The sequence below is a fragment of the Neorhizobium fuzhouense genome, from assembly GCF_042611105.1.
Lineage (GTDB): Bacteria > Pseudomonadota > Alphaproteobacteria > Rhizobiales > Rhizobiaceae > Neorhizobium > Neorhizobium galegae_A.
This window is the reverse complement of record NZ_JBHFFP010000002.1, coordinates 1-17,549: the sequence shown is the minus strand read 5'-3', so window position 1 is coordinate 17,549 and position 17,549 is coordinate 1. Positions and strand designations below refer to the sequence as shown.

Annotated in this window: 20 protein-coding genes, 1 tRNA gene and 2 pseudogenes; 13 read left to right on the top strand and 10 right to left on the bottom strand. The window is 58.2% G+C overall.

Annotated elements, in window-relative coordinates; translation table 11 throughout:
• The 3 genes from ACEXP3_RS03925 to ACEXP3_RS03915 all read left to right on the top strand — a co-directional run.
• On the top strand, nt 1–282 hold a 282-nt coding region (locus ACEXP3_RS03925; protein WP_377296110.1), incomplete at its 5' end, for a hypothetical protein.
• Nucleotides 283–625: 343 nt separating this feature from the next.
• The gene (locus ACEXP3_RS03920; protein ID WP_377296109.1) at nt 626–1,639 is read left to right on the top strand and encodes a hypothetical protein; all 1,014 of its coding nucleotides are present in this window, start codon (nt 626–628) and stop codon (nt 1,637–1,639) included.
• A gap of 108 nt (nt 1,640–1,747) precedes the next feature.
• Complete coding sequence (locus tag ACEXP3_RS03915; protein ID WP_377296108.1) at nt 1,748–2,452, top strand: hypothetical protein; 705 nt, start codon at nt 1,748–1,750, stop codon at nt 2,450–2,452.
• Nucleotides 2,453–2,638: 186 nt separating this feature from the next.
• Here the strand turns inward: ACEXP3_RS03915 and ACEXP3_RS03910 are convergent, their stop codons facing one another.
• The 6 genes and pseudogenes from ACEXP3_RS03910 to ACEXP3_RS03885 form a co-directional block, all read right to left on the bottom strand.
• A complete protein-coding gene (locus ACEXP3_RS03910; RefSeq protein ID WP_377296107.1) occupies nt 2,639–3,277 on the bottom strand; it encodes an MAE_28990/MAE_18760 family HEPN-like nuclease in 639 nt (212 codons plus the stop codon).
• A 10-nt stretch (nt 3,278–3,287) separates the two neighbouring features.
• Nucleotides 3,288–4,394, bottom strand: coding sequence for a GmrSD restriction endonuclease domain-containing protein (locus tag ACEXP3_RS03905; protein ID WP_377296106.1), 1,107 nt, complete (start codon nt 4,392–4,394; stop codon nt 3,288–3,290).
• A gap of 133 nt (nt 4,395–4,527) precedes the next feature.
• A pseudogene (locus ACEXP3_RS03900) lies at nt 4,528–4,713 on the bottom strand (ATP-binding protein); the annotation flags it as partial.
• 134 nt (nt 4,714–4,847) lie between these two features.
• Entirely contained in the window at nt 4,848–5,081 is a 234-nt protein-coding gene (locus tag ACEXP3_RS03895; protein WP_377296105.1) for a hypothetical protein, read from the bottom strand.
• A 63-nt stretch (nt 5,082–5,144) separates the two neighbouring features.
• Nucleotides 5,145–6,638 (bottom strand): DNA cytosine methyltransferase, encoded by a 1,494-nt coding sequence (locus ACEXP3_RS03890; RefSeq protein WP_377296104.1) that lies wholly within the window; start codon nt 6,636–6,638, stop codon nt 5,145–5,147.
• Between the two features lie 55 nt (nt 6,639–6,693).
• Complete coding sequence (locus tag ACEXP3_RS03885) at nt 6,694–7,083, bottom strand: hypothetical protein (protein WP_377296103.1); 390 nt, start codon at nt 7,081–7,083, stop codon at nt 6,694–6,696.
• On the opposite strand from ACEXP3_RS03885, the gene ACEXP3_RS03880 reads away from it, so the two are divergent.
• The gene (locus ACEXP3_RS03880) at nt 7,076–7,252 is read left to right on the top strand and encodes a hypothetical protein (protein ID WP_377296102.1); all 177 of its coding nucleotides are present in this window, start codon (nt 7,076–7,078) and stop codon (nt 7,250–7,252) included. The genes ACEXP3_RS03885 and ACEXP3_RS03880 overlap by 8 nt on opposite strands.
• On the opposite strand, the gene ACEXP3_RS03875 is transcribed toward ACEXP3_RS03880, so the two are convergent.
• A complete protein-coding gene (locus ACEXP3_RS03875) occupies nt 7,230–7,622 on the bottom strand; it encodes a hypothetical protein (RefSeq protein WP_377296101.1) in 393 nt (130 codons plus the stop codon). The genes ACEXP3_RS03880 and ACEXP3_RS03875 overlap by 23 nt on opposite strands.
• A complete protein-coding gene (locus ACEXP3_RS03870) occupies nt 7,619–7,969 on the bottom strand; it encodes a hypothetical protein (protein WP_377296100.1) in 351 nt (116 codons plus the stop codon). The genes ACEXP3_RS03875 and ACEXP3_RS03870 overlap by 4 nt, the downstream gene beginning before the upstream one ends.
• 498 nt (nt 7,970–8,467) lie before the next feature.
• On the opposite strand from ACEXP3_RS03870, the gene ACEXP3_RS03865 reads away from it, so the two are divergent.
• From ACEXP3_RS03865 to ACEXP3_RS03825, 9 genes are all read left to right on the top strand, one after another.
• Nucleotides 8,468–10,021 carry a RepB family plasmid replication initiator protein gene (locus ACEXP3_RS03865; protein ID WP_377296099.1) on the top strand — a complete coding sequence of 518 codons (1,554 nt, stop codon included), beginning with the start codon at nt 8,468–8,470 and terminating at the stop codon, nt 10,019–10,021.
• Nucleotides 10,018–10,467, top strand: a complete 450-nt coding sequence (locus tag ACEXP3_RS03860) for a hypothetical protein (RefSeq protein WP_377296097.1) — start codon at nt 10,018–10,020, stop codon at nt 10,465–10,467. The genes ACEXP3_RS03865 and ACEXP3_RS03860 overlap by 4 nt, the downstream gene beginning before the upstream one ends.
• Nucleotides 10,468–10,678: 211 nt before the next feature.
• Entirely contained in the window at nt 10,679–11,215 is a 537-nt protein-coding gene (locus tag ACEXP3_RS03855) for a hypothetical protein (RefSeq protein ID WP_377296096.1), read from the top strand.
• The gene (locus ACEXP3_RS03850) at nt 11,215–11,514 is read left to right on the top strand and encodes a 2OG-Fe(II) oxygenase family protein (protein WP_377296095.1); all 300 of its coding nucleotides are present in this window, start codon (nt 11,215–11,217) and stop codon (nt 11,512–11,514) included. Before ACEXP3_RS03855 ends, ACEXP3_RS03850 begins: the two co-directional genes overlap by 1 nt.
• Before the next feature lie 54 nt (nt 11,515–11,568).
• Complete coding sequence (locus ACEXP3_RS03845; protein ID WP_377296093.1) at nt 11,569–13,581, top strand: AAA family ATPase; 2,013 nt, start codon at nt 11,569–11,571, stop codon at nt 13,579–13,581.
• Between the two features lie 53 nt (nt 13,582–13,634).
• A complete protein-coding gene (locus ACEXP3_RS03840; RefSeq protein WP_377296092.1) occupies nt 13,635–14,363 on the top strand; it encodes a hypothetical protein in 729 nt (242 codons plus the stop codon).
• A gap of 38 nt (nt 14,364–14,401) precedes the next feature.
• Nucleotides 14,402–15,430, top strand: a complete 1,029-nt coding sequence (locus tag ACEXP3_RS03835; RefSeq protein ID WP_377296090.1) for a site-specific integrase — start codon at nt 14,402–14,404, stop codon at nt 15,428–15,430.
• Between the two features lie 336 nt (nt 15,431–15,766).
• Entirely contained in the window at nt 15,767–16,072 is a 306-nt protein-coding gene (locus tag ACEXP3_RS03830) for an ETC complex I subunit (protein WP_210104731.1), read from the top strand.
• A gap of 18 nt (nt 16,073–16,090) precedes the next feature.
• A tRNA-Arg gene (locus tag ACEXP3_RS03825) sits at nt 16,091–16,167 on the top strand.
• 39 nt (nt 16,168–16,206) lie between these two features.
• Here the strand turns inward: ACEXP3_RS03825 and ACEXP3_RS03820 are convergent.
• Together ACEXP3_RS03820 and ACEXP3_RS03815 are read right to left on the bottom strand one after the other, a co-directional pair.
• Nucleotides 16,207–17,277, bottom strand: a complete 1,071-nt coding sequence (locus ACEXP3_RS03820) for a tyrosine-type recombinase/integrase (RefSeq protein WP_377296089.1) — start codon at nt 17,275–17,277, stop codon at nt 16,207–16,209.
• Nucleotides 17,277–17,549 (bottom strand): annotated as a pseudogene (locus tag ACEXP3_RS03815) (hypothetical protein); the annotation flags it as partial. The pseudogene ACEXP3_RS03815 and the gene ACEXP3_RS03820, both read right to left, overlap by 1 nt.

Here is a 17,549-nt window from a genome sequence, read left to right as displayed (position 1 = left end):
GAATGGAATCCGAGAACCGTGTACTTCCTGCTGTCGCGCATCTTCGGGGATAGCCCCAGAAAGCCGACACCGCAGACAACAACGAAGCTGCCTGAGCAGAACAAGTTCGAGCAGGCGCGGCAGAATGTTCGGAAGCAGCGCGCCAAGGAAGTCGTTGTCACACCGAAGCCAGAGCGGCCTCCGAAGACAATCAAGGTGCGGCCGCCTTCAGCTCCGGTGCCGCTGACCGCCGACGAGATGGCGGCGAGGTTGAAGGCGCTGCGCGATCATTTCGACGGTTAATCGGATGGGGTCCCTGGAATTCATTCTTCCGACGGGGATGGCTGCTACTCTGGGGAAACGAGGAAGCGGTAGAAAAGGAAAAGGCTGCCTCCGGTAGACAGCCTTTTTAATGTCGCGCCAACACTCCGACCTCACACCCGCGAAGCCAATGAACTGCCCAGAAGGCTTGCCGTAAGGGAAATCTATCCGGCGCGAGGTTCGGCTCCGCAATGACCATGATCATCGCTGGCGGCGAACAGATCAAGAGCCACTGTCTCTCTTCCTATTCCGAAAACAATGCTATCTTCGCGGGAAATCGAGGTGATCGCATGTTTCTGAAGGTAGCACAGGGTAATGATCTAGGATGACGGCGCTTAGCTTCTATGCGGCTCTCCTGGATCAGATGGATCTCGCTCTCGAACATCTCGACAAGGGCAGCGTCCACGATGCCCGGTTCGCACTCATGCTGACGGACAATGCAGTCGAGCTGGCGATCCACAAGCTCGCGACGGAGAAGTACGATCGTCACAAAAGCTGGTGTCGTCTGGACGAGAGCTATCCATACAAGCAGGAGCTGGCCGAGGCCTTGGGTCAATCCTTCGAAGCGAAGCTGAAGTATGCTAGACTTGAGAAGATGGTCACGGATGAGCAGGCGCGATCGGTGGCAATCATGCACGACTTCCGGAACGAGCTGTATCATGTGGGTCTTCAGCACGAACCGATCCTGACAGCCATCGCTCCCTTCTACTTCTCGTTCGCGTGCGACATCCTGAAGGCGTTCCCGGGCTTCGGACTGAGCTATGGCAACCTGACCGGTATCCCTGATCGCGCGAAAAAGTATTTCAACAGCAGCAGGCACAGTCCGGCTGAGCTGGGAGACTTCGAGAAGGCCTGTGGCACCTTGAAGGATCGATGCGCGTTCACCAAAGGGCCAATGATCGGGGTGCTGGCAGATCACATCGAACAGATCATCGTCGAGAACGATGCCTACATGGGCGTTATCTCAGTTGGTGCCTATCCACGCGGGCAGGGGATTTTACGCGATCAGGCAACGATCGATTGCCAAGTCTGGCGGCTGGCCTTTGCTCCGGAAGGCCACAAGTTTGCTCGTGAGAATGGTTTCTCTGGTAGCTCGATCCATGATCTCATTGAATGGCTGGGGCAGCATTTTCCATTGCGCATCAAGAAGGATCCGATACCGGGATGGCGAAGGCGGGTCACTCGCCTGCGCTCCAAGGGCAACCCGCATCTGGCTATCGCAGCTTATGTAGATTTCCTGAATGAGACAGCGCAGTTCCGGCAGGATCTCGGAGATAGCTGTGCGGCGGCCGAGGCGGAGATCGATCGCCAGATAGACGAGTATCGATCACGTCGCTGAGAGACGAAGCCTATAATGCTTACATTCATTGACCCTCAAGATGCCATTCTAGCTGACCGTTGCATTCGTCCTCTGTGCTTCGCGGCTCCTGGAAACGAGTTCTATGGAATGGACGTAATTGACATCACCCTCAATGAAGGTCCGGTTGTCCGTCGGATGCAGTACGGTCTTCAGGGGAGTGCTGTTCTGTTCACATACAAGGGAGGGCATTATGCCGTCTTCACTCGACATCAGATTGCGATGCTGCCTGACGAGACCCCGGAGGCCTTCAAAGACCGCATAAGCTATCTCATCGTTCTGATGGACGATGGAACCAACAGCACCAGCATTCCTTTCCATGACTTCCTGTTCGCCCCCGATTTCGACCGCGAGGATGCGTCGGACTATGTGATCGGTGTCGTCTTCGAGAAGATGCTTCTTCCCTATTCCCGAGGGCAGTTCTTTCCGGCCAGCCGTCAGCCTGCGGCTCGGTTTGGTGAGCCAGCCATGGTCGCCGGGTTCCCCAGTCATCGGCAACAGATGCTCTTGGAGAAGGATGGGCTTCGCCTTCAGCCTGTCTGCAAGTCGGGATCGGTCGAGGCTAGGTCCGATTGTGGTGTCATTCGGTATCCGGATGACGGTGAGCCCCTCGACGGCATGAGCGGAGGCGCTGTCTTCCTTCCGCGCCTGTTGGATCAGCGCCCGAGATTCGGAATGACTATCGACGGCATCATCCAGCGGGGCGGCGGCAGCTACGTCCGATACCTTGGGTTTGAGACCATTCTTAACCGGATCGACGGCTATCTGAAGGGGTTGGATTCTGAGTGCCGATAACGAATGTTATCAGCACTCAGGCGGCTGAATGACCAGTATGTATGATCGGTAGCGAGGACAATTTAGGTTCACAAAAACTATATAGGATATTATTATCAATAACTTAGGCGTATAACGCAGCTCGTGGAGCTTGAGCATCGCCGTGGTGCAAGTCTCTCTGATTGATCAAAACTACAAATGCTGGCTCTAGCGTTTGTATCCAGAAGTCGAAGCCGCGTTCTCGATGTCTGTCTTATACTCCCGCATGATCTGTAGCACGTCGTTTAGCAGATCCTCGAATTCCTTCCCGTTTATATCGATGTATTCTCCATGGGCAATTTTGTTTCGTCGATGTACGAGGCTTTCATCGATCAGTTTGAAGCGAGAATTGTACCCTGAAACATTGATGTCGAGCGAGGTGGCGATGTTCGCAAAAACCTTCGATGTCAGATTGGATTCTGTGTTTATCGCGGAGCTGAGCTGAAGGCGTGCAGTATTATCCAACTCCATCAGAATAAAATCGAATGCGTCGATGTTCGCAGCAGCTTGCCTTGATACGCTCAAGGTCTGCAGCTTCGTCTTGAGCCCGAATATCGAAAAACAGGACTTTAGCTCGCTGTATTTCAGGCCTCTGTTGGCGACGAAATTGAGATATAGCTCTGATGCCGTTTTCACAAAGCCTTCCCAGTGAGCATAAAGAAGTGCGACCCCCGCCCTAATGAAATAGCGCCGTTCTGGTCCATTTCCTTTTGATGCCACGTTAAAGGCTCTCACCTCCTTAGCTCTCCATGCCATCTCCTTGTCTAGTGCGTCTTGAAGTTGGTTCAGTGTTCGGATGTCAGCCACGGTTTGCCCCTCAAGGCTTGAACATGTCAGCAGCCAGCGGCAGGAGCTTGGTCAGTCTTGTAGTCCCGCGAATACCCGCTCCGGAGTTCTTTTTGAACACTTCGTTGTCCCAGAGTCCCTTTGCAGCAGTGACGATGAAGGTCTTTCGATCTTCGGCGGACATTCCGCGTAGCGCTTCCAGATTTTCTGAGATGCCCTTGGATATGACCTCGAACACCGACATGAGGAACATTCCTTGGAACGTGGTCCCATTCCATCTCTTGAACGCTGACTCTCCCAGCGCATCATTGATGTAATCGAATGCCAGTGCGAATTCCTCACCTCTGAGATCGCGATCATACGTTTCGTCAGTAGCAATCTGGATCAGGGCTGCATCCAAATATTCATGCACATCGAGACCGGGTTGGTATGGCACTGATTGGAAGGCCAGATATCGTAACACGAGTTCGACACCAGCCTGAGCCTTGATTGCCGACACGGTCTGCTGTGTCGTATTGATGAAGTCAGAATTTTCCGAAAGTCCGACCAGCCAGTCATAGAACGGCTTGTTGAGTGCTACCGTCATGCTGTTTCGAACTTCCTGTTCGGATAGTTCCACGCCACCCGTATTCAGACGCTGGAACAGCTCGAACTTCGCGCTGGTATCGCTTTCAGATTTGAGTATCTCGACACGCACACGCGCGCGTTTGATGTCAATTTGAAGAGATTGCTCCAAGCCGTCACCAGCCCCCTGAGCGCTTTCCTTCCATCGCTTTCCATCAAGGCTAGGAAGAAATTTGGTACCGTTAAGAACGAGTGGCCCAAGCTCCTCGGCCTTTTCCCCTCGGAGTTCTCCGGTCAATTGCAAAACAGTAGAGATTCGCTGTAAGCCGTCAATCAACTCCCATATGCCATCGTTATCTTGCGATACGAAGATCGAAGGTATCGGGATGCCAAGAAGAATGGACTCGATAAAGCGCGTTTTTCTCTCGTCATCCCATCTAAATAAGCGCTGGAATGCAGGATCGATTACGAGTTCTTTGTCACGATATAGATTTAGAATTTCACCCAGGGACATGTCGTAGCCGTCAGTGACTACTTTCTTCCGGGCAACTTGGATTTCTTCTTTCAGAGCCAATCTATCCTCCTGCCGCTATGGGCGACATCGCAATATTTCCTCTACCAATACGATTATGCGGCACTCAAGGGAATAGCGGCATGTCTATAGACATCGGTTCTAGGCGCGAACGACAGGAAGATCGGCAAGCCGGGTATCCGAGCTCATCAAGGATCAGCAGATCGAGACGGAAAAGCGTCTCGGCGATCTGGGCTGTCTTGCCCTTTGCCTTCTCCTGCTCGAGCGCATTGACCAATTCGATGGTCGCGAAGAAGCGGACCTTTCGGCGGTGATGCTTGATTGCCTGGACACCCAGGGCGGTCGCGACGTGTGTTTTGCCTGGGCTTCGGCGAATTTGTCGGCGAAGACGGTCTGGATCCCGGTGGCCGCAGCCCTGCGTCTCCCCGCGGAGAGCCACATGCGCAGGTCAATGTGTCGCTGGAACGGGATCGGTTCATGATGTCCGGACGACGCTCAGCCGCCCATGCAGATACGAACACTGTCGAGCCCCGTGGCTCCCAGTCCGCCTTCGATGGCTTGGCGAATGTCCTCGCCAGCTTCACGGCGGTGGGGTTCGAGTGTGGGCGACAGCAGAGGGTCAGGCGATAGCCTGGAGCGGGTCTGCAGCGTGCCACGGTCAAGCTTGTCCGCAGCGACTGATGTCACCGCGGCGTTCTTGCCCTTCCGACGCTTATGCTTAGCTGCCATTCCCGAGGTCTCCCATCCCCTGAAAGGAAATGGTGAGTCGGCCGGCTGAAAGTACCAAGCGGATTATTCGCCGCGAGGCAGGCGGTCGCTGTCGGAAGGCTTCACGTCCGGCTCGTGGCGCGGGTCGAGATCCGGAGCGGTTTCGAGTTGCGCATAATTCGCTTCCTCCTCGGGAGGCGGGACGTAGCGTTTCCGGAACTTCCTGGCGCCAGAGGATTCGGAAGGCGCCACGTCGGAGACATTGCTGGCGTGCGGGCGACGACCGAAGTTTGGCATGACCGGCATGGGCTTCTCGCCCTTCTTCAGGATTTTGCGAGCGTACTTCGAAAGCGGCCGGTCGGACATGTATTCGTGGTAGAGGCGCAGCGCGGCGCGGAGATCGGACTTCTGGCGAACATCGAGCGTGGCGAAATCAACCGTGTCTTCCAGCTCGGCGAGTTCGAGGGCGATATCGGCATATGTCCGACCGTGCAGCAGGCGCCTGGCCCGGTTCACCCGCGACTTGACATTGGCGATACTCGCCGGAGAGAAATCCTTGTCGGGGTGATCCTGTAGGAACTTCTCGAATCCCGGGTCAATGGCGGGGATCGACCTTCCTTCAGCCCTAGCGAGGATGACTTCACCAATCTTCTCGGCCAAGGTCGGAGGCACGGCATTCGCGATCATCTGCATCGTGTCGCGCTTCGCGTATGAATCCTTCCCCTTTTTCAAACGCTCCGCGCCTACGATCTGGAAATCTGCAGGGAAACCCTGAATTCGCATGGCCTGGTGCTCTTTGAGCTGGAAGGCTTTATCATAGGTCATGTGATCGGTCGGGTGCGGGTTCTCGCGATATGCCTTGTTGGGCTTCCCCGTCGACGACCGGATGATGGTCGGCGCTGGTCTATCGAGACGATGAACGCCTTTCCCGCCAGTGTAGGGCCTGACGAAATATCCACCGCGCCGGATCAGCTCTGCGTCATCGGGAAAGCGATCCGGATCGAGGATCGAACGGACAGGAACCTGGTTCTTTGACGCTGCGTCAATGATCGCAGATTCCAGGAAGCCATCGACCTCACCGAGCCGGCCGATGCAGAAGTAGCGCTGCCGAGCCTGTGGCGTTCCGTAGTAGGACGCATCGAGCAGGATCTCCGTCAGGCCGTAGCCTGCTCGCTTCCATATCGATCTGGCCTGACGGTAGTTGAGGCTCAGGGGCGCCCTCCGGGTGTTTTCGAAAATGAACCATTCCGGTCGGACCACGGCGATGATCATCGCAAAGGCCTGGGTCATCGCGGCGTTCTTGCCAAGCACGCCTTTCCCAGCCTCGGAGTAGTCTTGGCAGGGTGGACCTCCCACGATCATTCGGGGCGAGGATCCCATAATGTGCAGAGAGGCCGCGGCGACATCTCCAAGGTCGATCTGGAACGCCTTGCTCTTGTTGTTGAACTGCCAAACGTCGATCGCCTTGTCCCACTTCTCGTAGCCCGTCAGCGGCTGCAGACCCGCATGTTCGAGTCCCAGTCCAAGGCCGCCAATTCCGGCAAAAAGTTCTACAAAGCGCATGTTCGGATCCTTCACGGTTCCCTCCGTGAATAAGGACCGTATCTGAATCCTTGGTAAAGCGCTCTATCGATCAGGACAGATGGCAGATCTCTCGACAGAAGTTTGAGGCGTGGTCGGCTGCCGCTCTAAGGATTCGAGGCTCAGTGGAACACTGATCCTTGGCAATGGCGACCGCGAGCTGCGCGCAGCCGTCCTGCAAATCGTCGAGCAGGTATGCGCCGATGTCGACGTCACCGTGATCATCGTCCTGGTCGGAGATTTGGACGAAGGATTCATGACGGGCGCCGTGCACCAGCCGATCTGCGAGAAACGAAAGCCCGTCGGAAACGATCAGGTTTGTGCAGCCGAGAACCGCGAACACTCGGGCGAGGATTTCCATCTCCCACACCTGGCCGATGTGGACGAACGATGGCTCTTGGCGTGTGGCTGCCGTGTATTCCGGAAATGTCTCGATGTTCATTCTGTCGCCCTCCCAGAATGATGATCGACCACCGGCGAGAACCACACAACGAAAAATGGCCGAGCAGTGCCCGGCCGGAGTCAAAGGATACGAACATGAACTGTTCGAGATGATGATGTGCTTCGCCATCGCCGGCCGCAAGGCCGTCACAGAAGATCCATCTGCCTGAGACGGAGCACCTGGCGCCTGTATCGGGCGGCCATCTTCAGGATTCGCTCGGCGAGCTGGTCGTCTTGCATGGCCCGTTCGATCGTCGCTCCGCTCAGCATGTGGCCGGACGAGGAATCGGACTTGCTGAATCCTTCGCCGTTCTGAGCCCGGGCGTAGTCCGCGTCCCGATCCGCCACGATCTTCAAGGCCTCCAGAGCGGCCTTGATCGCCTTGCGGCGTGGGTGGTGTGTCGGCGCGCGGAACTTCAGCCTCGGCACAGGTCGGATTGTGACGGGCGTGGCGGTCCGGCCGTCACTACGGAAATCCGGAGATTCCTGATTCTCAAGTGAGAAGTAATGGGAGGACGGCGATGAATCGAGACTGGTCATAGTGATGCTCCTGCCGGTGCCTCAGAAGACCCGGAACGGGGAATTTCGCGAAGCTGGTGAAGATCGGAGCGCAGGAGGATCCTGGACTGGATCTTCAGCTTCGTCTCGCGCGTGTCAAAGCCCTGCTGCTTCAGGATGTCCTTCGCCAGGCGGATGATACCCTGCATCTCGGAAGACGGCTCGCCAAGACCGTAGTAGACCGCAACGGCTGCCGCCAACGCCCGGTCGACTTCCGACGCTTCGGGACGGCCCTTGGTGCCTTCCTTCCCCCGGGCCGCCTGCACCTTGCGATACGCCGCGGTTCTCCGGCGACCCAGCTCGTTCTTCGGATTAGCGATCCTCGGCATCCCGTCCTCCCTTCCGCACTAACCTGCACTACGCAAAAGATCGGGTCGGGCGTTGCAAGGAACCAGACTTGTCACAGGCTCGGCCGGCACTACCATTGTAAGGGATCTGCGGTAGCTGGTCGAGCGGAGCGGGAGCGTAGCGTCCACGAGAGACTAAAAGTCTCACCAGCCGAAGAGCAGATTCCCTTCAAATCCACCTCCGAAAACGACCTCTGCGAAGCCCCTATAGAATCTTTTAAGAATATCCGGGAGTTCGACACCCATTGCGGCCAGTCAACGCCTAGCTTCGTCAACTTGTTAGTGTCGGAACTTGTCATCGAAACGGCCTGTCTATGTCGGAACTTGTCATTAATGTCGAAAGCTCTGCATCGACCGACACTAACGTTATTAACGCATCCTGGGTCGTTTATGTCGGAATTCTGACAAAGCCCGACATAAATATCTTGCTCCATTCCGCCGGCCGACAAATCCTGTTTGTAGAGGACAGGAGGACATCACATGCGCAATTCATTTCGCCGTCGGCCGACGACGCAACGTTCGATCACTGGAGCCGACCGAACAGGTGTCCAGGGAGACCTGTCTGCGGTCCTCGACAAGAACCGCGCAGAGAAAGAGGATCCTCGCGTCGAGCGGCCGCTGGTCATGATCCGGAGCATTCGCTACGTCGGCGAGACCGAGGGCGCCACACCTGCAGAGGCGATGTCCGCGAAGAGCCACGCGCTGTACGAATACCTTATGGCATCGGCCAGGATCGAGATCGCGGCCACATCGGAACACTCTGTGCCTTTCGGCGATGCCATGGCGTTCCTGGACACTCCTCGGTCTGATCGGATCCGGGAATACATCGACGCGATCAACAAGACCTACGTCTCATACGATTTCACCGAGATGGACGGCACCCGCCGCGCGTCGAACAGGATCCAGCTTCTCGCGTGCGAAGACATTACGCTGCCGTCTGGAGAGCGCATCATCGGCTACCGCATGCATCCTTCAGTCCGCAAGGTCATCCTGGCCGCCACTCAATACGCCCATCTCGAAGTCGCCGCGTTCGCCCGGTTCCGCTGCAAGTATTCGTCTCGCCTGTATCCGAAGCTTGCATACGTCGCCGGCCTCGATGAGCAGCATCCAACCTTCTACAAGCCGGAAGAGCTCGCGGACGAGCTGGGCTATGTCTCCAAGAAGGGCAAGTTCCACTGGGGGCATTTCGAGAATGATTGCCTCAAGCCCGCGATGGACGACATGTTCGGCGCCGAAGACGGTTCCACGAATGCCAAGGTTCGCCGTTTCGTCGCGAACTACGAGCTGAGGCGCGCTGCCTCTCGCGGCCGCCCCGTTGAATCCATTGTCTTCCATGTCGGCCGCGCTGCCAAGCACATCGGCGAAGAGCAGAAGCCGAAGGTGGTGTCGCTGGACCGTGCGCGCATCCGCAAGATCTTCGAGAAAGCGGGGCTGGATCATGTGACCGAGACACCGAACGAAGAACTGCTCGCTCAGGCGGCCGGCCGGATGAAGGTCGGCATCGTACTGATCGCCCAGCGGTGGGCGGCGACGATGTCCCTTGCGAAGGAGGATCCCAATGTCCTGGTTGGTCTCCTCGGTCTTTTGACGGGCCACCAGATCCTGAACACGCTTGCCAGCGAAGGCGTTCGCGCAGCCTTCACGAAGTGGCTGACCGACTGGAAGGAGCCGACTGGCCTCAGCTATCGCCCGGGACAGGAGCCTGCTCCCAAGGCTGCCGAACCTGCGGCCACCATCGCACCGCCCTTGAAGCCGGTGGCGGACAACGACGTCGATTTCTACGCCGCATCGGTCATCCGGGTCGAATTCGACGATGAGCCTCGCACCATGCATTGGATCCAGACGGAGGTCATCGACAAGCTTCGCGAATCCCATCTGCTCGAGATGGGCGAGACGAAGACGCTCCGCCTCGAATGGAACGGTGGCGGCTATCGGACGCATAAGGAGATCACGGCTCCGATGCTGGAGCACACAATCAGATCTCTGCGCATCAGACATCGCGAAATCATCGAAAATGTGGAGTGCCTAGTATGACCAGATCCCGCCCGCCCTTTGCCCTCGTACCGCTGACCTACGAACAGCAGCTAGAGATCTTCGAGCGAGGCCTGGCATCTCTCGTCGCCAAAGTCTCCTCATTCACATCCGAAGGTGACTTGACCGGCGACCACCGAGAGACGTTCAACGGCCTCTTCAATATCGCTCATGCGCATCTGTTCTGGAGCAAGGAAAAGATCGTAGAAGCCTTCCGGCCGTTGGATACGGTTCACATCCGATGCTTGGATTGTTGCCCCGGTGTCTATCGACGGACTGGTGCGTGGGCAGTTCAGTTCGGCGCCGAAGAGGCCTTTCTCGACCTTAGGCTCATGACTCGCTCGGACGCTGCCGACTGGATCGTCACCTACGGCGAAAAGACAGGATACACGCCGGGGCAGATCGAGATTGCGAAGCTCGAACGGAAGCGCCTACGGGTCGCAGCTTAAATATAACGGATATGTCCGTTAAATGGCTCTTTACCACTTCCGCAGGATCCGGTACACGAGGGGCTCACAACCTCTCCGGGTCCTGCTAGACATTAGCCCGGATAACGAAAGCGACGTCAACATGACCATGGAACTCCTCATAGGCCGAATAGCTGCTTGAACCGCTCGAGAGGCGGCCGCTGTTCTGTGTCTATGTTTTTGGAGTTCCGACATGTCCTTCTGCCGCAAGTTCTACATTTCCGACACTCACTTCCTTCACGACAACATCCTGCACCTCTCCAATCGTCCTTTTCGGTCGATCGAGGAGCACGATGAACACCTGATCCAGCAATGGAACGCGGTCGTCGGCCAGGAAGACATCGTCTATCACCTCGGCGACTTCGGCTTCAGCCTGAACGAGAAGGCCGAGAAGATCCGCTGGATCTTCTCCCGCCTGAACGGCAGCAAGCGTCTGTGCATCGGCAATCACGACCTCCGCCATGGCGAGCTGCATCCCACGATCGCGGGCTTGCCGTGGGACAAACGCCCCGAAGGGTTCATCTTCACTGAGGACGAGGGCCACAAGCTCGTCCTCGCACACTACGCCCAGCGATCATGGCAGTGGGAACGCAAAGGCGGCTACCATTTCTACGGCCACGCTCACGGTGCGCTGCCCGGAATCGGGAGATCCCGCGACGTGGGTGTCGACATGCCGGACGTTCGGTTCACGCCGTCGACGTTCCGTGAACTTACGAAAGGAATGAAGTGATGACCATCGATCTCGACCTTCTGCCTAAGGGCTGGCGCGCGATGGCGCAGGGTCTGCTCGAAAAGGCGCGAGATCAGTTCGGCGGCATCGTCTTCACGAATATCTCCGCTAATCCTGGAGGCTGGCTTTCCGTCGACTTCGACCAGCATTCCGTCGGCGTGAAGCAGAACTGGCGCGCCCTCAAGTTCTGCGAGGGATATTCCTCCATGTCTTGGAATATCTGCTCCGAGTGCGGCAGCCACCGCGCAAAGGTCCACCCCGGCAGTGTTTTCGCGATCTGCGACGAATGCCGCAACTGAATCACGTCAACCCACCGAACCTGCTTTACCGATTAACAAAACGTGGGTGAACACATGACCGACGAAACGAAATCCATCGACCGCTGGATTGCCCAGTACCATCTGCAGCGCGCGCTCCGTCCGTATCGCGCCAGCCGCGCGTTTGTCCTTGTAGTCGTCATTCCGGGCGATGATGGTGCAGGTCACTGGCAGCAGGCCGCATACGACATCCTCAAGGCAATGGCGACAGAGAGCGAAGGCGAGGATGAATACGACTTCTCCCGCCGCAACGACTACCGAGCCGATACGTTCGAAATCACGCCGCGCAAGGTCAACGACAAGGTCACTCCGAACAAGGAAGATCCCTGGACGACGGTCAATTTCGCCAACTTCCGCTCGGTCTTCATCTGCCGCCGCGGCGACAAGGAGGCCGTCCTTGGTTCGCGCACGTCCGCCATCGCCGATGCCGTCATCGACGTCGCCAATCTGGAAATGTCGCTCGTGCAGCGCGCGATCGCCGAAGTCACGGGTACCGAGGTCACCATTGCCGAGGCCGGAGAGATCATGTCGTTGCCAGCCGAAGTCCGTTTGGTGCTCCGCAAGACCGGCCGCGGCGTGAAGAACGTTCTCAAGCGTATGCGCGCCATCCCGGAGCAGAAGACGGAAACGGTTGCCGTCGTAGCGCAGAAGACGGAGGATGGCCCGCGTCTGGAGGATCTCCACGGCTACGGTAGCGCGAAGGAATGGGGTCTGGAGCTGAAACGCGACCTCGAAGACTACGACGCAAGCATTATCCCGTGGGATGACGTCGATTCCGGCCTGTTGCTGTCCGGCCCGCCCGGCTGCGGCAAGACCACTTTCGCACGTGCGCTGGCGAAAAGCCTCGGCGCGCATCTGGTCGTCGGAAGCTATTCGACCTGGCTCGGCACGCGTGACGGCCATCAGGGGAGCCTGCTGCGCGCCATGCGTGACGCTTTCAAGGAAGCTCGCGAGAACGCGCCGGCCATCATCCTCATCGACGAGATCGACAACTTCCCGCAGCGCGGATCGCTGGGCAAGGCTTCCTACGACGACTGGAACCGTGGTGTCGTGAACGGCCTTCTCGAATGCCTCGACGGCGCCATCGAACGCCCCGGCGTGGTCGTGATAGGGGCGACCAACCATCCCGACAACATCGACGCTGCGTTGCTGCGCCCGGGTCGTCTCGACCGCCACATCGCCATCGAGCTACCGGACGCTTCCGCGCGCTCGGCGATCCTGCAATATCATCTGCAGGCAGCCGTCGACGTGTCGACCGTCGTCGCCCGCGCGGAAGGATTCTCCGGCGCCGACCTGGAGCGCGTCGCTCGCGATGCCCGCCGCATGGCGCGCCGCAAGCAGGTGCCGGTCAGCGTTGAGCATGTCTCCGCATCGATGCCGGAAATGCGCCCGCTGTCGCGCGAGCAGCGTCTGGAGACGGCCATCCATGAACTCGGCCACGCGGTGGTTGGCATTGCTCTCGGTCACCGCGATCTCAAAAACATCGTCGTCCACAAGCAGGTTTTCGCCAACGTCGCGACGCAGGCGGCTGGCTACGCTGAGTTCTCCGGGAAGTTCGGAGAGCGCAAAAGCAAAGGATGGTGGGAGAACGAGATCGCGATCTACCTTGGATCAGTAGCAGCCGAGACGCTGCTCATCGGGGATCACTGCGACGGCGCCGCTCATGACCTGCAGCAGGCAACCGATGCCGCCCTGCATATGCTCGCGGTCGCCGGCTTCGGCTCCAGCCTGATGTCGGACGGCTATGGAGCGGACATGTCGCTGCGCCGTCACCGTCTCGAACCCGAGGTCGATGCGATCCTGCACGAGCAGCTTCTGCGCGCGAGCCAGCTTGTGGAACGCTATCGCGATGTCATCGAGCGCCTCGCCGGGGAGCTGGCGGACAAGGGTGAGATCTCGGGGGAATTGGTGTCGGCTGCCGTTCGTAATCGCGGCAAGCACCTCCAGCTCGCGCCAGCGCAATCTGCAGAAATCACCCGGACACAGACCTCGCCTTCGGTTAAGGGGGATTTCACAAAGGATTCACCGCAACCGTCAGCCCAGCGTTAAGGCGCCGACGATAGTTTGCCGGGCTGAACAACAGAACAACAACGGAGGCATCCGTGAGCGACAACATCGTGAATCTCAAGCCGTTCATCGAGCGCCTGCAGGCTGCCGAGCGCAACGAGCGGGAGTACTACGCCGAACGGGACGAGCAGCAGCGCGAGACAGAAGAACAGTTGGACGACTGGGATCGCTATCTGGCGGCGCGTGGCTTGACCGAAGACGACGGCCCAGAGGGACACGACGGCGCCTTCATTTCCAAGCTCGACCGTGAGGTCAACATGGTGCTGGCGGAGTTCGAGGCTCTCGTGGATCGCCAGGTGCGCGACCAGGAGGATGCCTTGGCCGCACTCGACGATATCCGCCGCGCCCTGGATCCGAAGTCGTCGGTTCCAGCTCAGAAGGTTCGGGATCCGCATCCGGATGAGCCGCTGACCCTATTCGAGGTCGTGTGCCTGCCGGAGCTGGGTGGGCAGCTCTATGTCGGCAAAGACCTCCCGGGAACGCCCAGTCCAAACATCACGGTGAAGACGCTTCGTGGGGCAATATCGCGGGGTCAGCTCGCTGTCCTGCGGCCGAATGAAAAGAACATGTACGTGACGAGAACGATGATAAAGGAGTGGCTGGAAGAATGCCGAGAGAAGTCGAAGAACCCCACATCCTCGAACGAAAGCCCCGCTACGACAAAGCGGGCAAGCTCACCCACAGAGGAACCTGGTTCATCAAGCACGGAAGCAAGCAAGTTGCGACGGGATGCAGTTTCTCAACTGGCGAAGAGGCTAAGGTAGCAAAGCAGGAGGCACTCCTGAAGCTCCACGAATACAATGTGGAGCGCTATTCGACAGCGGAGATCAAGGACGGCCTTTTGGCCTCCGAGGTCAAGATCGGCGACTTGATCCTCTATTACCTTCAGGAGCAGGCGGATGTCATAGCGGAGATGCCGACGGCCAAGCGGCGGGAGCATCTGGGGCAGATCGAGCGTCTGAACGCGTTCTGGGGCGACATGTTTGTCTCGGAGATCAAGCGCAAGACATCAAAGGAATACCAGAAGGGCCGCAGCCAGTCGGTCGTCCGCAACGAGCTGATTGCATTCCGGGCGCTCATTAACTTCTGCGCCAAGGAAGGCAAGCTAAGGAAGTACGACAATGAGCTGAACTTCGATATTCCGCCGAGCCTTCCTGCGCGCATGCACTACTACTCGATGGACGAGTTCCTGAAGCTCTACAAGGCTGCACGCCGCAAGCGTCACATGTGGCATGGCAAGCCCACGCACAGGGTCGCCACTCACATCGCCAGATTCATGGTCGTCGCCGCGCTGACCGGAAGCCGGACTGCCGACATCATCAAGGCATCGTTCTACGACGAGCCGGGACGGCCGTGGGTCGATCTGGACAACCAGATTTACTATCGCTCCGCCAATGGCGAACGGGTTCCCAACAACAAGCAGGCAAACCCGTGCCGGATCCCTGACCGCCTCGTCGAAGTCATGAAGCGCTGGCGGGACGGCTACGGAAAGGTGAAGCCCTCACGATACCTGGTGGAGTTCGCAGGAGAGGCTGCCGACTGCAAGAAGGCGTTCTTGCGTCTTCGTCGAGAAGTCATGTCCGAGGAGCGTGCTGCGCAGCTCAACCGACACTCCTTCAAGCACACCTGCGTTACTTGGTTGCTTCAGGCCGGGGTTCCGATCGAGGATGTCTCGACCTATGTCTCCACCGATGTGCAGACGCTCCGGAAGATCTACAGCCATGTGATCCCCGGGGAATACTCCCCAGTCAACCAGGCGTTCGCCCGAAAGAAGAGGGTTGGATCGGAAACGCGCCGCGACCGTTTCCTCGCGGAGGAGAAAGCGGCTTGACTCCCGTCCGGAGTCGGTCCATTGAGCAGTTGTTCCGATGGCTTTCTACCGCCAACGCACCGCCAACGGAACAACGTAATTCACCGGGAACGAACGGGGATCAACCGGAGTTCTCAAATGTATGAAACAGCTGCATAGCCGTCCATGTCGCTGGTTTGGGACCAGAGGGTCGGGAGTTCGAATCTCTCCACTCCGACCAACGGCGCCGAAGACGTGCCGCTTCAAACCTGCTGCCGCGGGTTTTTTCGTTCCATTATGAACGAACCGCTGCAACACAATCGAAGCCTTGAACGTTTCCGGACGGAGCAAGAGGCGCGAAAGGGAGCGTTGAAACGAATGACGGCCAAGATTTTCCGTCCCGCCAAGACCGCGATGCAATCCGGCAAGGCAAAGACTCACCTCTGGGTTCTCGAATTCGATCAGCAGGAACCGCGCCGCATCGATCCGGTTCTCGGCTACACGTCCCAGTCCGACATGAACCAGCAGGTGCGCCTGACATTCGAAACGCTCGAGCAGGCGCAGTCCTATGCCGAGCGCAACGGCATCGAATATCGCGTCATCCCGCCGAAGGAAGCGGCCCGTCAGGTCGTATCCTACACCGACAATTTCCGCTTCAACCGCATCCAGCCCTGGACTCACTGAGCCGGGGTTTTCCATTCTGGCCCCTTAGCTCAACTGGATAGAGCAACTGCCTTCTAAGCAGTAGGTCGCAGGTTCGAGTCCTGCAGGGGTCGCCACCAATCCTTTTATCCCTAATAACGTATTGATACTACGTCTTATTTATTAAGGTGAGGGGTTGCGGGTCTAGGGTGAGGGGATAGAACGTTCTCTTTTAGTTTCGTCGCGGCGGATTTGGCGAGCTTTCGCTTATCGGCATCGCGGGTATAGAGCGACGCCATCGCATCCGTGGACCAGCCGAAGAGCGCCTTGAGTTCCGCGTTGCTGCCGCCGGCTTCCGCCAGCTGCTGGGCCACCGTTTTTCGGATGCCATGCGCCCTGCTTCCAACGCCCGCAGCGGCACACATCTTTCCGAACCAGTTGCCAAAGCTTTCCTTGCTTTTGAACGGCCGGCCGTGCACGGGCGTGATGAGGTAGGCGAGGTGGCCCGTCGAGACTTTTGACAGGCTTTCGCGCAGAATTGGGTGCAGGGGGATGAAGAGCGGCGTGTCGGTCTTTCCAGCCTTCAGCTCGATCACGTCGTCACGAATATGCTGCGGGCCGATCTTCCAGACATCGCCGCGGCGCAGGCCGGTGAACAAAATCAGCTCCATGGCCAGCCGCGCCTGTGTGCCTGGGCCATGCGCGCGATAGAAGGCGATCACGTCTTCTTCCGTCCAAGGGATGAAGCCGTCGGATTTCACCTTGGGCCGCTTGACGCCGCGCACCGGATTTTCCTTCGCATACCCGGCATCTACTGCCCATTCGAAGAGATATCCCATCACCTTCATGAAGTTGATGGCGGCGTGGGGGGTGTCGGCGCGCCGATCCCGGCCGGCGGCGATGGTGACCCGCGTTATGTGCGCAATCAGCAGATCGCCCCCGGTGCTGCACGCCGCCTTCAGGATGTTGCGGCGATTCGCCTGCGTCGATGCCTTCAGGCCCTTGAACGCGGCGCTCTGCTGATACTTTTCCGACAGCCACGCCAATGTGTGGCGGCTCGGTGCTTTCGGCGCGCAATCCTCCCCGGAGATCAGCGCTTTCCAGGCGGCGATAAATTCTTCAGATCCATATTCCCCGGGGAGACGTGTGCGCTTTCCCTCGCCGATGCGAAAATACCAGACCACCTTGCCGTGTCTGGTCGTCTGGCGCTGCACATACTGATAGCGTTTGCGGGGCATCTCTTCCATCAGAGGTAACCCCTGGCGGATTGTTCAAGCTGTTTTTCCGAGATTTCCCCGCTATCCCCATTAATCACAACCGCGCCATCTGGTTCAATGCGAATGCTCTTCACATCGACGCCAGCCTTTTTCACGGCGCGGATGGCCCGGGAGATGCTGTCTTCGGTGAACGGTACGGTGCGCCGGCCCATCAGGAACCCGCCCTCGATGGGGGAGTTTGGTTGAGCGCGGCAAAGGCTGCCCGCCTGCATGGGCCGCCGTAAGTCTCGGCATGGCATGGT

Bases quoted from the DNA above. Each gene is read 5' to 3' on its own strand.
- ACEXP3_RS03920 (WP_377296109.1), top strand. From the start codon at position 626: ATGACGGCGCTTAGCTTCTATGCGGCTCTCCTGGATCAGATGGATCTC.
- ACEXP3_RS03830 (WP_210104731.1), top strand. From the start codon at position 15,767: ATGACGGCCAAGATTTTCCGTCCCGCCAAGACCGCGATGCAATCCGGC.
- ACEXP3_RS03915 (WP_377296108.1), top strand. From the start codon at position 1,748: ATGGACGTAATTGACATCACCCTCAATGAAGGTCCGGTTGTCCGTCGG.
- ACEXP3_RS03820 (WP_377296089.1), bottom strand. From the start codon at position 17,277: ATGGAAGAGATGCCCCGCAAACGCTATCAGTATGTGCAGCGCCAGACG.
- ACEXP3_RS03895 (WP_377296105.1), bottom strand. From the start codon at position 5,081: ATGGCAGCTAAGCATAAGCGTCGGAAGGGCAAGAACGCCGCGGTGACA.
- ACEXP3_RS03875 (WP_377296101.1), bottom strand. From the start codon at position 7,622: ATGACCAGTCTCGATTCATCGCCGTCCTCCCATTACTTCTCACTTGAG.
- ACEXP3_RS03845 (WP_377296093.1), top strand. From the start codon at position 11,569: ATGACCGACGAAACGAAATCCATCGACCGCTGGATTGCCCAGTACCAT.
- ACEXP3_RS03880 (WP_377296102.1), top strand. From the start codon at position 7,076: ATGTTCATTCTGTCGCCCTCCCAGAATGATGATCGACCACCGGCGAGA.
- ACEXP3_RS03870 (WP_377296100.1), bottom strand. From the start codon at position 7,969: ATGCCGAGGATCGCTAATCCGAAGAACGAGCTGGGTCGCCGGAGAACC.
- ACEXP3_RS03850 (WP_377296095.1), top strand. From the start codon at position 11,215: ATGACCATCGATCTCGACCTTCTGCCTAAGGGCTGGCGCGCGATGGCG.
- ACEXP3_RS03855 (WP_377296096.1), top strand. From the start codon at position 10,679: ATGTCCTTCTGCCGCAAGTTCTACATTTCCGACACTCACTTCCTTCAC.
- ACEXP3_RS03885 (WP_377296103.1), bottom strand. From the start codon at position 7,083: ATGAACATCGAGACATTTCCGGAATACACGGCAGCCACACGCCAAGAG.
- ACEXP3_RS03860 (WP_377296097.1), top strand. From the start codon at position 10,018: ATGACCAGATCCCGCCCGCCCTTTGCCCTCGTACCGCTGACCTACGAA.
- ACEXP3_RS03865 (WP_377296099.1), top strand. From the start codon at position 8,468: ATGCGCAATTCATTTCGCCGTCGGCCGACGACGCAACGTTCGATCACT.